Origin of the sequence: Streptomyces sp. NPDC056527, assembly GCF_042794475.1 — a bacterium.
Lineage (GTDB): Bacteria > Actinomycetota > Actinomycetes > Streptomycetales > Streptomycetaceae > Streptomyces.
Map to the genome: position 1 here is coordinate 19,367 of NZ_JBHTTQ010000093.1, position 9,907 is coordinate 29,273.

8 protein-coding genes are annotated in these 9,907 nt (G+C 71.9%); 5 read left to right on the plus strand and 3 right to left on the minus strand.

What is annotated here, in order from left to right; all coding sequences use genetic code 11:
* Window positions 1-84: 84 nt before the first annotated feature.
* Together ACFQ7Q_RS30480 and ACFQ7Q_RS30485 are read right to left on the minus strand one after the other, a co-directional pair.
* On the minus strand, window positions 85-1,689 hold the full coding sequence (locus ACFQ7Q_RS30480) for an amidohydrolase family protein (protein WP_383560674.1): 1,605 nt from the start codon (window positions 1,687-1,689) through the stop codon (window positions 85-87).
* Between the two features lie 14 nt (window positions 1,690-1,703).
* The gene (locus ACFQ7Q_RS30485; protein ID WP_383560677.1) at window positions 1,704-2,987 is read right to left on the minus strand and encodes an alanine racemase; all 1,284 of its coding nucleotides are present in this window, start codon (window positions 2,985-2,987) and stop codon (window positions 1,704-1,706) included.
* 123 nt (window positions 2,988-3,110) lie between these two features.
* On the opposite strand from ACFQ7Q_RS30485, the gene ACFQ7Q_RS30490 reads away from it, so the two are divergent.
* From ACFQ7Q_RS30490 to ACFQ7Q_RS30505, 4 genes are all read left to right on the plus strand, one after another.
* The gene (locus ACFQ7Q_RS30490) at window positions 3,111-4,259 is read left to right on the plus strand and encodes a sugar kinase (protein WP_383560679.1); all 1,149 of its coding nucleotides are present in this window, start codon (window positions 3,111-3,113) and stop codon (window positions 4,257-4,259) included.
* Window positions 4,256-5,017, plus strand: coding sequence for an IclR family transcriptional regulator (locus ACFQ7Q_RS30495; RefSeq protein ID WP_383560681.1), 762 nt, complete (start codon window positions 4,256-4,258; stop codon window positions 5,015-5,017). The genes ACFQ7Q_RS30490 and ACFQ7Q_RS30495 overlap by 4 nt, the downstream gene beginning before the upstream one ends.
* On the plus strand, window positions 5,014-5,424 hold the full coding sequence (locus ACFQ7Q_RS30500) for a RidA family protein (protein ID WP_383560683.1): 411 nt from the start codon (window positions 5,014-5,016) through the stop codon (window positions 5,422-5,424). Before ACFQ7Q_RS30495 ends, ACFQ7Q_RS30500 begins: the two co-directional genes overlap by 4 nt.
* 94 nt (window positions 5,425-5,518) lie before the next feature.
* Window positions 5,519-6,985 carry a GntP family permease gene (locus ACFQ7Q_RS30505; RefSeq protein WP_383560685.1) on the plus strand — a complete coding sequence of 489 codons (1,467 nt, stop codon included), beginning with the start codon at window positions 5,519-5,521 and terminating at the stop codon, window positions 6,983-6,985.
* Between the two features lie 81 nt (window positions 6,986-7,066).
* Here ACFQ7Q_RS30505 and ACFQ7Q_RS30510 read toward each other — a convergent pair whose 3' ends face one another.
* Window positions 7,067-8,404: a M14 family metallopeptidase gene (locus ACFQ7Q_RS30510; RefSeq protein WP_383560687.1), complete on the minus strand. Its 1,338-nt coding sequence runs from the start codon at window positions 8,402-8,404 to the stop codon at window positions 7,067-7,069.
* Window positions 8,405-8,573: 169 nt separating this feature from the next.
* Between ACFQ7Q_RS30510 and ACFQ7Q_RS30515 the strand changes: the two genes are divergently transcribed.
* A complete protein-coding gene (locus tag ACFQ7Q_RS30515) occupies window positions 8,574-9,785 on the plus strand; it encodes a serine/threonine-protein kinase (RefSeq protein WP_383560692.1) in 1,212 nt (403 codons plus the stop codon).
* Window positions 9,786-9,907: the final 122 nt, after the last annotated feature.

Genomic DNA, 9,907 nt, shown 5'->3' on the forward strand with positions numbered 1-9,907 from the left:
GTCCCGCCCCAGCGGGACGACTGCCCACACGGGGTGGTGGGGTGGGCGGGGGGACGTTCGCCCACCACGGGGTGGGGTGGGGACCTACTTCGTGCGGCGGATCGCCCGGCCGGCCAGGACGTCCGTACGCTTGCCGTCCTCGATCACGAACCTTCCGTCGATCAGGACGTGGGGTATGCCCACCGGATAGGCGCGGGGAGCCGCGTACGTCGAGCCCGCCGCCACCGTCCTCGGGTCGAACAGGACCATGTCCGCCACATAGCCCTCACGGATCAGGCCCCGGTCCGGGAGGCGGAGCCGGGCCGCCGGGCGGGAGGTCAGGTGGGCCACGCACTGCTCCAGGGAGAGCACGCCCTCCTCGCGTACGTACTTCCCCAGGTACTCCGGGAACGTCCCGTACGCCCGCGGGTGCGGCTTGAGGCCCTGGAGGATGCCGTCCGAGCCCCCGGTGTGGACCCGGTGGCGCATGATCGCGCGGACGTTCTCCTCGTGGCCGACGTGCTGGAGGATCGTCGAGCCCAGCCTGTCGTCGATCAGCAGGCGGCGGGCCGTGACCCACGGGGCCTCGCCGCGTATCTCGGCGGACCGGGCGATCGTCCTGCCCACGCAGGACAGGAGTCCCGGGTCGCTCACGCCCGAGATCTCGATCGTGTCCCACTCGATCGGCACGCCGTGGCAGCCGTCCGAACCGATCTCCTCCAGGTGGTGGCGGATCCGTTCCGAGGTCTCCGGGTCCCGCAGCCGCGCGAGGATCGCCTCCGGACCGCCCTCGCTCGCCCAGCTCGGCAGCATCGCCACGAGGGTCGTGCAGCCGGGCGTGTACGGGTAGGTGTCGAGCGTGATGTCGGAGCCGGCGGCGAGGGCCTCGTCGAGGAGGGACAGGAGGTCCGGCGCCTTGCCCTTGTTCACGCCGAAGTTCATCGTCGCGTGCGCCAGATGCAGCGCGCAGCCCGCGTCCCGCGTGAGGGCCACCATCTCCTCGTACGCCTGGAGCGCACCGGCGCCGTACGAGCGGTGGTGCGGGCAGTAGTAGCCGCCGTACCCCGCCACGACCTTGCAGAGTTCCGTGAGTTCGGAATCGGGCGCGTACATGCCCGGGGTGTACGTCAGCCCCGAGGACATGCCCACCGCGCCCTGCTCCATGCCCTCCGCGACCAGCTGCCGCATCCGGTTCAGCTCGGCCTCGGTGGCGGGGCGGTCGTCCCAGCCGACCGCGTACATCCGCACCGTGCCCTGGGGGATCAGATACGCCGCGTTCACCGCGATCCCGCGGTCGAGGCGGTCCAGGTACCCGCCGACCGTGCGCCAGTCGAAGTCGATGTCGGATCCGTCGCCGTTCCAGCCGGTGATCGCCCGGCGGACCTCCGCGAGCGTGCGGTCGTCGGCCGGTGCGTACGACAGCCCGTCCTGGCCCAGGACTTCGAGGGTCACACCCTGGGCGGCCTTCGCGGTGTGCTCCGGGTCGCGGAGCAGCGCGAGGTCGCTGTGGGCGTGCATGTCGATGAAGCCGGGGGACAGGGCGAGGCCCTCGGCGTCCAGGACGCGACGGGCGGTGGGGCGCTGACAGCCCGCTGCCGCGGCCTCCTTGACGATGGCGGCGATCCGGCCGCCGGCGACGGCGACGTCGGCGCGGTACGAGTCCCCGCCGGAGCCGTCGATGACGTCCACGTCGCGGATGACGAGGTCCATGGTGACCGGCTCCTCTAGAAGAAGGTACGGATGTAGTCGACGACCGTGCCGTCCGCCTCGACCAGCGGGATGAGCTGCCACTTGTCGAACGACGTGCACGGGTGGGACAGGCCCATGCCCAGCCAGTCGCCGACCTCCAGCTCGGCGCCCCGCTCCGTACGCACCCAGCCGTGCTGGTCGGACAGGCCGGTGACGGCGATGCCCTCGGCGGGGCGGACCGTGCCCGTGCGGCCGTCGCGGACCACCTGTGCCTCGGGCAGGTCCAGGTCGTAAGCGGCGTCGCGCTTGCCCGCGTTGGTGAACGCCTGCTCGGGCGTCGGACGGGAGACGACCTGCGCCCAGAGCCGGAAGGCGGGATGCAGCGCGCCCTCCTCCGGGACCCGGTTGAAGGGGGTGAGGTGCCGGTAGTGGCCGTCGTCGTGCGAGACGTACGCGCCGGAGCGCAGCAGCTTCAGCACGGGGAGGGAGAGTCCGGGGATCTCGGCGAAGGCGTCGGCGACCGCGTCGAACCAGGCGCTGCCGCCCGCGCTGACGACGATCTCCCCGATCCCGGGGGAGAACCGGCCCGCCTTGTCGAAGTCCGCGGCGAGGGACACGAGGCGGTTCAGCCAGTCGCGCACCCGCTCGGTCGTCGCCTGCGGGACCTCGCCCTCGTAGCCGGCGACGCCGACCAGGCGCAGGGTCGTGGTCGCCGCGACGGCGTCGGCCACGGCGGTGCAGTCGGCCTCGGTACGGGCTCCGGTACGGGCTCCCTCGCCGGCGCCGAGCTCGACGACGACGTCCACGGGGCGGCGGGCGCCGGCCTCGGTGAGCGCCGTGTCCATCAGCTCGACCCCGCGTACGGAGTCGACGTAACAGACGAAGCGGAAGTCGGGGTCCGCGTCGAGCTCGGAGGCCAGCCATCGCAGGGCGGGGGCGTCGACGAGTTCGTTGGCGAGGAAGATCCGGGCGATGCCGTGGGCACGGTAGACGCGGGCCTGGTGCGGGACGGCGGCGGTGATGCCCCAGGCGCCGTGTTCCAGCTGGCGGTCGAAGAGCTGCGGGGCCATCGAGGTCTTGCCGTGCGGGGCGAAGGCGAGGCCGTGGCGCTCGGCGTAGCTCTCCAGCAGGCGCAGGTTGTGCTCGACGGACTCGGCGGAGAGGGCGAGGACGGGGGTGGTGAAGCCGCCCGTGAAGAGGTTGCGGCGCTGGGCGGCCAGCTCGCCGACGGTCAGGCCCTCGGCGTCCGGGGGCAGGGCCTTGAAGCGGTGGTCGACGCGCTCGTTGGCCAGCTGGGGGGTGGGCCGGTCGGCGGGCATGAGTCCTCCTCGTCGAGGTCGTTGCATCATCTGCAACGGTCATTGCGCATATCGCTTGATGCTGTCTAACATCCGGGCCAGCGCCGGGTCAATGGACCCGCATCATCGACGAGGAGTCCGCACGTGACCGGAGCCCCGCCCGTGGACGCGCCGCCCGTGGACGTCGTCTGCCTCGGCGAGTCCATGGTCACCTTTCTGCCCTCCCGGCCGGGCCGCCTCGCCGACGCCCCCTCGTTCGCCCGCACCATCGGCGGCGCCGAGTCCAACGTGGCCTGCGCGCTGGCCGCGGCGGGGCACCGGGCGAAGTGGGTGAGCCGGGTGGGCGCGGACGGCTTCGGCGACCACCTGGTGGAGGCGATCGGGGCGTACGGGGTCGACGTGTCGGCGGTGGGGCGCGACCCCGAGCGGCCGACGGGCATCTACTTCCGCACCGCCACGGACCGGGCGACCGCCGGCCACGAGGTCGCGTACTACCGGGCCGGGTCGGCGGCCTCGGCGATGTCGCCGACGACCGTGCCGTACGACTCCGTCGTGGACGGGCGGGTCCTGCACCTGTCCGGGATCACCGCGGCGCTGTCGGACGACTGCCTGGCGCTGACGCGTTCGCTGACCGCGCCACGGGCGGGCCGGCCCCTGGTCTCGTTCGACGTGAACTTCCGGGCGGGGCTGTGGCGCGACGCGGCCGCCGGTGGGCGGGTGCTGCTGGAGCTGGCGCGCGGCGCGACCGTGGTGTTCGTGGGGGAGGACGAGGCGGAGGAGGCGTGGGGGGTGTGCGGCGCCGCTGCCGTGCGCGCCGCGCTCCCGGAGCCGGGCGTTCTCGTGGTGAAGCGGGGTGCCGCGGGTGCGGTCGTCTTCGAGCGCCGCGCCACCCACCCCGGCGGGGCCGGGTCCGACCTCCGCGCCAACCACCCCGGCGGGGCCGGGACGGACACCGTCACCACCGTTCCCGCCCCCCGCGTCGACGTCGTCGCGGCCGTCGGGGCCGGGGACGCCTTCGCCGCCGGGTTCCTCTCCGGGACCCTCCGGGGGCTGCCCGTACGGGACCGGATCCGGCACGGGCACCTCATGGCCGCCGCCGCGCTCACCGAGCCCGGCGACCTCGGCGTCCCGCCCGCCCGTCACCCGGCCACCACCCCTCACGGAGCCGCTTCGCGGCGCAGCTCCTGGATCGCACACGCCGATCGGCTCGTCGCCCTCGACGACGAGGGCTGGGGGAGACTTCACCTCGGCCCCGGCTGGACGGGGGAGGACCAGGAGGTACGTACGCCATGAGCCAGACCGTCGACCGAGCACTGAGCATCCTGCCGCTGCTCGCCCAGGGCCCCGCCGACCTCGGGCAGGTCGCCGACCGGCTCGGGGTGCACAAGTCCACCGCGCTCCGGCTGCTGCGCACCCTGCACGAGCACGGGCTCGTCTACCGCCAGCAGGACCAGCGCTACCGCCTCGGCGCCCGCCTCTTCGCGCTCGCCCAGGAAGCCGTCGAGAACCTCGACATCCGCGAGATCGCGCACCCCCACCTCGCCGCGCTCAACGAGCAGATCGGGCACACCGTCCACCTCGCGGTCCACGAGGAGGGCGAGGTCCTCTACATCGACAAGGTCGAGAGCCGCTACCCGGTCCGGATGTACTCCCGTATCGGAAAGCCCGTCGCGATCACCGTCGCCGCCGTCGCCAAGCTGCTGCTCGCCGACCTCCCCGAGCCCGAACGGCGCGCCATCGCCGCCAAGCTCGACTACCCCATGTACACGCCCCGTTCGATCCCCAACGCCGCCGCGTTCCTCAAGGAGCTGGCGACCGTGCGCGAACAGGGCTGGGCCACCGACCTCGGTGGCCACGAGGAGTCCATCAACTGCATCGGTGCCCCCATCCGCGGCGCCGACGGCCGCGTCGTCGCCGCCATGTCGGTCTCGGCGCCCAATGTGGTCGTGACCGCCGAGGAACTCCTCACCCTGCTCCCGCTGGTGCGCCGCACCGCCGACGCCATCAGCCGGGACTACTCAGGCAACACTCCTACCAAGGACCGGACATGACCGAGAAGATCGCCCTCACTCCCGCCACCCACACCGCTCCGCCCGCGAAGTTCTCGCACGGCGTCAAGAAGGGCAACATCCTCCAGGTCGCCGGTCAGGTCGGCTTCCTCCCCGCCGTCGAGGGCCAGGCGCCCACCCCGGCAGGCCCGACGCTGCGCGAGCAGACCCTCCAGACCTTCGCCAACGTCAAGGCGATCCTGGAGGAGGGCGGTGCGAGCTGGGACGACGTGATCATGACGCGCGTCTACCTCACCGACGTCGACCACTTCGCCGAGATGAACGAGATCTACAACGCGTACTTCGAGGAGCAGGGCCTCAATGCGCCCGCCTCGGCCCGTACGACGGTCTACGTCGGCCTCCCCAAGGGTCTCCTCATCGAGATCGACGCTCTCGCGGTCCTCGGCTGACCGGACTGATCCTTCTGAAACCGCCGCTCCACGGCACGGCGTCCGCCCCGGGACGCCGTGCCGCGCTCCCCCCTACCCAAAAACGAGGTCCCCCTTGCTGCTCGCCGCCGCACCCCCCGCCGCCGAGACGCCACCCCACACCGGTGGTCTCCTGCTGCTGATCCCGGGCACCGTCGGACTGCTCACCGTCGCCGCCCTCGGAATCGCCCTCCTCCTCGTCCTGATCATCAAGGTCAGGCTGCAGCCCTTCGTCGCGCTGCTCGCCGTCTCGATCAGCGTGGGCCTCGCCGCGGGTCTCTCCGTCACCGAACTCTTCGGCACGGTCCAGAGGTCCGCCGCCACCTCCGTCATCGAGACCGGCATGGGCGGCATCCTCGGTCATGTCGCGATCATCATCGGCCTCGGCACGATGCTGGGCGCGATACTCGAGGTCTCCGGCGGCGCCGAGGTGCTGAGCAGCCGGTTGCTCAACCTCTTCGGCGAGAAGCGGGCGCCGCTCGCGATGGGCCTCACCGGACTGATCTTCGGCATCCCGGTCTTCTTCGACGTCGGCATCTTCGTCCTCGCGCCGATCGTCTACGCGGCCGCCAAGCGCTCCGGCAAGTCGATCCTGCTCTACTGCATGCCGCTCCTCGCGGGTCTCTCCATGACCCACGCCTTCCTGCCTCCGCACCCCGGTCCCGTCGCCGCCGCCGGACTGCTGCACGTCTCGCTCGGCTGGGTCATCCTCATGGGCATCGTCGTCGGCATCCCCGCCGTCCTCGCCGCCTGGGCCTACGCCTCCTGGATCGGCAGGCACATCTTCGTCGAGGTCCCGCAGGACATGGTGGAGGCCGCGGAGGACGCCAAGGCGAAGGTCGACGCCGAGCGCAGGAGCGGTGCCTCCGAGGCGCCGGTGTCCCTCGCCACCGTGCTCCTCATCATCGGTACGCCGCTGGTCCTCATCCTCGCCGCGACGTTCTCCTCCATCGCCCTGGACGAGTCGACCGCCCGCTCCGTGATCGAGTTCTTCGGCAACCCGTTCGTCGCCCTGACGATCGCGCTGTTCCTCGCGTACTACCTGCTCGGCATCCGGCGCGGCTGGTCCCGCAGGTCCCTGGAGCAGGTGTCGACGTCCTCGCTGAAGCCGGTCGGCAACATCCTGCTCGTGGTCGGCGCCGGTGGTGTCTTCGGAGCGATCCTCAAGGCGAGCGGAGTCGCCCAGGCGCTCTCCGACACCTTCAACGACGTCGGTCTGCCGGTGATCGTCCTCGCCTACCTGATCTCGCTCGTCCTGCGGGTCGCCCAGGGCTCGGCGACCGTCGCCATCGTCACCACGGCCGGTATCGTCCTGCCCCTGGTCGAGGGCGGCGACCACTCGCAGGCGTTCCTCGCCCTGGTCATCATGGCGATCTCGGCCGGCTCGATCTTCGCCTCGCACGTCAACGACGGCGGCTTCTGGATCGTGAGCAAGTACTTCGGCATCTCGGAGCGCGACACCCTGAAGTCCTGGACCGTCCTGGAATCGGTGCTCTCGCTCGCCGGGTTCGCGGTCGCCGCGGCGCTGAGCCTGGTGGTCTAGGGCCCGTCCGGTCCACGGGCCGCACGGCTCAGGTCGTCGAGCAGGGGCGCCCCGGAATGCCGGGGCGCCCCTGTCCGTGTGTCAGGCGGTGCAGTACTGCGAGGCCTTGCCGATCGAGCGGTACATGCAGTCCGCGTTCTCCAGGAGCTGGAGGACGGCGTCCTTGTTGCGGCTCGTCTCGCGCTCGATCACCTCGTCGGGCGGGTAGAAGCCGCCGTTCCAGGACGAGGCCGGATACATCTCGAAGGTGTACCCGAAGATCCTCTGCGAGCCCCAGAGGTAGTCGTCGATCGACCCGTCCGTGATGTAGAGGTCGCTCGACTGCTCGGCCGTGTAGCCGTTGCTCGCGCCCATCTTCTGGCCGACGGCCGCGAACGCGTCACGGTCGTCCTGGGTCATGCCGGGCGCGGTGTTCGCGGTGGTCCAGCCGAAGGGCCAGAGCACCAGCTCGCTGTATGTGTGGAAGTCGATCGCGGCCCTGACCTGCTGCTTGCCGCCCACCACTCGGGAGCGGACGAAGTCCGCGACGACCTTCACCTCGGGCGCGGACTCGGGGGCAGTGCCCCGGTACGTCTCGGAGCTCTTGCTGCCCGAGGAGCCGCCGCAGCAGCCCCACTTGTAGTCCCAGTTGCGGTTCATGTCCGTGCCGACGTAGCTGGAGCCGGAGTTCGGCTGCCGGTTCTTGCGCCAGCTGCGGTAGGAGCCGGTGGCGATGTCGTACTCGCCGCCGTCCGGGTTGAGGTCCGGCACGATCCAGATCTCCCGGCTGTTGACCACGTTGGTGATCCGGGAGTCCGAGCCGTAGCCCGCCCCCAGCTCGCGCAGCAGGTAGAGCGCCATCTCGACGGTCAGGTGCTCGCGGGCGTGCTGATGGTGGGTGAAGAGGACCTCGGGCTCGGCCTCGTCCGTGCCGACGTTGTCGCTGATCTTGATGGCGACGATGTCCCGGCCCTGGTACGTCTTGCCGATGACCCGCTTGTTCATGATGTTCGGGTACTGGGCGAGACGTTGGTCGATCTCCGCGTTCATCTCGGCGAAGTTGTGGTACTTCGAGTCGGCGGACGGGAAGTCGAAGGGTTCGACCGCCAGGCCCTTGACCGAGCGGTCGGGCGGGGCCGGCAGCGCCTCGGGCCGGTGGCCGAGTGCGCGGAGCTTGCGCAGCTGGGCGGAGTTGGCGCTGACGACGACGCTGTGGTCGTCCGTCTCGTCGATCGAGACGCCGGTCGCGGCGAGCTCGGTGCGTTCGGCGACGGTGGACGGGCCGTGGATCTCGTACTGGCGGATCACTTCCTCGGTGGCGGCGGTCGGTTCCGCGTCGGCTCCGGCCTGGTAGGCGCCTGCGGAGAGGGGCGCCGCGAGGGCGAGCGCCAGAAGGGCCGCGAGAGTGGCGGACCTTCTTCCGCGGGTTCGAAGTCGCATGCTGTCTCCTGGGTGGGGAGTGTGGGGGTGTGCGACAGATTGGTGCGGGTGTCCGGGCATATCGTGAGGCTCTGACATGCACTGGTCAAGCAGGTACTTCGGCCATACTGTCGGCGTGGGGACGCTGATCGGTACGTACGAGGTCGAACACAAACTAGGCGAAGGCGGTATGGGCACCGTGTATCTGGCGCGCTCGCGCGGCGGACGGGCGGTCGCCGTGAAGGTCGCGCGGCCGGAACTCGCCGCCGATCCCGCCTTCCGCGAGCGCTTCCGGGCCGAGGTCGCCGCCGCCCGGATGGTCGGCGGCTTCCATACGGCGCAGGTCGTGGACGCCGACCCCGAAGCGGCGGCGCCCTGGTTGGCGACCGCGTACATCCCGGGGCCCACCCTCGCCGGTCTGGTCACGGCCGAAGGTCCGCTGCCCGAGTCGCGACTCCGGGCGCTCGGCGCGGCGCTCGCCGAGGCCCTGGAGGCCATCCACGGCTGCGGACTGGTCCACCGCGACCTCAAGCCGGGCAACATCGTGATGGCCGCCGACGGGCCCCGGGTCCTCGACTTCGGGATCGCCCGCGCGCTGGAGTCGACGCGGCTCACGGCCACCGGGGCGGCCTTCGGCACCCCCGGCTATCTCGCCCCGGAGCAGGCCCTCGGCGAGGAGGTGACCGGCGCCGCCGACGTCTTCGCGCTCGGGGCGGTCCTCGTGGCGGCGGCCGGCGGGCGCGCGTTCGGGGACGGGACGCCGATGGGTCTCATGTACCGATCGGTGCACGAGGCGGCGGATCTGACGACCGTTCCGGCCGGGCTCCGCGACCTCGTGGCCTCCTGCCTGGCGAAGGACCCGGCCGACCGGCCGACACCGGGAGAGATTCTGGACGCGCTCACCGCTCCGGCGCCGCGTCCCGCGGCGACGGTGATCGCGGCTCCCCGCGTGCCCGCCGACGTCCAGGACGCGGTGCCGTATCACGCCCGCCCGACGCACGGCGTCCAGGACGTGCGTGATGTGCGGGACGCCGTGCCCGCGCCCCCGATGCCCGCCGGGCCGCCTCCGCCCGTGCCCCCGAGGCCCTCCGGTCCGCCGTCTCCCGCGCTTCCGGCGCGATCCGGCCCGGCGCCCGCGCTCATCGCCGCCGACGGGGAGTGCGGTGTCGTCGCCGACGCCGACGGAGTCGTCTTCGAGATGTTCGGCGAGGAGGCGGAGTTCGGCTGGGGCGAGATCGGATCCGTCGCGTACGAGACCGCCCGGCGCGACCGGCAGTTGCGCGTCGTCGTCACCCTCCAGGACGGCAGCTCCTACGACTGCGAGGTCAACGGCCGCGCCGCCCTCGTGACGCAGTGGGTCGCGCAGCTCGACCTCGTGCTCGACCGCTACCTGGCCGACTGAACGCACGAACGGCGCCGCCGGGGGAGCGGCGGCGCCGTTCGTGCGGACACCCGCCGTACGGGGTACCCCCCGAGGGGGTCCCCGACCCGGAAGGCCGTCCTACCGGAGGTTGTGGACGTGCG

Excerpts from the sequence above, each read along its gene's own strand:
- ACFQ7Q_RS30480 (WP_383560674.1), bottom strand. The coding sequence starts at position 1,689 with ATGGACCTCGTCATCCGCGACGTGGACGTCATCGACGGCTCCGGCGGG.
- ACFQ7Q_RS30485 (WP_383560677.1), bottom strand. The coding sequence starts at position 2,987 with ATGCCCGCCGACCGGCCCACCCCCCAGCTGGCCAACGAGCGCGTCGAC.
- ACFQ7Q_RS30495 (WP_383560681.1), top strand. The coding sequence starts at position 4,256 with ATGAGCCAGACCGTCGACCGAGCACTGAGCATCCTGCCGCTGCTCGCC.
- ACFQ7Q_RS30500 (WP_383560683.1), top strand. The coding sequence starts at position 5,014 with ATGACCGAGAAGATCGCCCTCACTCCCGCCACCCACACCGCTCCGCCC.
- ACFQ7Q_RS30510 (WP_383560687.1), bottom strand. The coding sequence starts at position 8,404 with ATGCGACTTCGAACCCGCGGAAGAAGGTCCGCCACTCTCGCGGCCCTT.
- ACFQ7Q_RS30515 (WP_383560692.1), top strand. The coding sequence starts at position 8,574 with ATGGGCACCGTGTATCTGGCGCGCTCGCGCGGCGGACGGGCGGTCGCC.